The sequence below is a fragment of the Paraburkholderia sp. GAS448 genome (assembly GCF_050435685.1).
Taxonomy (GTDB): Bacteria; Pseudomonadota; Gammaproteobacteria; order Burkholderiales; family Burkholderiaceae; genus Paraburkholderia.
In genome coordinates this window covers 1-1,334 of sequence record NZ_JBNDKT010000147.1, presented here as the reverse complement: position 1 = coordinate 1,334, position 1,334 = coordinate 1, and the positions used below count along the sequence as shown (strand labels likewise).

Genomic DNA, 1,334 nt, shown 5'->3' with positions numbered 1-1,334 from the left:
GCTGCGGAATTGCGCCCTTCCGCCCACTATCGGCGTCTCGCAAGCACCCGGCAATAGGACTTTAGACCGATGGTCAGTGGGTCGCGGCGGCCCGACTATGTCCGGATATGCATTTGTGTGCGGTGAACATTACACAGGCTGGCTCGACGAATCGGTATCCCGTCGCACGCCGTATAACGGAGATTCCGGGCTGCTTGACAGGACAAGGTGAGGAGTATCCATGAAGCGCGAACCTTTGCTCGATCCAATCGATCGGGTTTCCGAGATCCTGTTTGGTTTGATCATGGCCGTCACGATCGTGGGCTCCGCGTCGATCGCGTCCGGTGCAGAGAACCCTGGCCGCGCGGCGACCATTGCGGCGTTGGGCTGCAATATCGCCTGGGGCCTCGTGGATGCCGTGATGTACCTGTTACGCACGGCAACGGAACGAACGCACCTCAGACGCATGGGCTCTGAGGTCCTGCGCTCAGACAGCGACGCCGCGCGCCGCATCATCGAGGCGTCATTGCCCGAGCATGTGCGCGCGATAGCCGGCGAGGAAGAGATTGAAGGCATGCGCCGGCGAATACATGGTCTGCATCCCGGAGGTCGTCGCACCCTCGAAGCGAGAGACTTTCTCGAGGCCTTCGGCATATTCCTGCTTGTCGTCATTGCCACTTTCCCCGTGGCATTGCCGTTCCTGATGATGAGCGATACACGGCTCGCCATGCAGGTATCACGTGTCATCGCTGTCGGCATGCTGTTCACCCTGGGCTTCGCGCTCGGACGATATGCAGGGTATCTAAAGCCCGTTTACACCGGGCTTGCGATGGCAGCACTCGGTGTCGCCCTGATCCTGATGGTGAAAGCGCTGGGTGGCTAGCGCTTTCACCCCGGGGCGATCCTGCGCCGAATCGTTCCGAAGTGTCAGAAGCTCGCCAGCCTGGAATTGTTGCCAGGGCTGTGTGCACGCAGCGGCGATCAGCACCGCAGCACAGAGAGCCGAAGCACGCCGCACAAAGGCGCGCGCCCCTGTCATCGATGAAACCGATACCCGAACACGTCCAAACCAGGTCGACATGGCTCCCTCCCTTTCCACAGTTCAGCCGTAGAAGTTCGTGGATCATCGACCTTCCGGTCGACAGAAAACGTGAAACGTAAACCCGTCGCTTCGCTTTTCTTGCAGCACAACATATTCCGAGCCAGGTAATGCGTGCATCCGTAACCTGGCTGCCAGTTTGTCAGGACTCCACGGCAGAATGAGGTTGACCCGCTTCGACGGACAGATTTGCAGTTGCGATCGATGTGCGGTTTAGCCTCCATTGAGCGATGAGTCGCGGGTTGTCCACGGGCGG

General features: G+C 59.7%; 1 protein-coding gene. It reads left to right on the top strand.

Going from position 1 to position 1,334, the window contains the following annotated elements:
• Positions 1 to 220: 220 nt before the first annotated feature.
• A complete protein-coding gene (locus tag P3T23_RS47695) occupies positions 221 to 862 on the top strand; it encodes a hypothetical protein (RefSeq protein WP_429322956.1) in 642 nt (213 codons plus the stop codon).
• Positions 863 to 1,334: the final 472 nt, after the last annotated feature.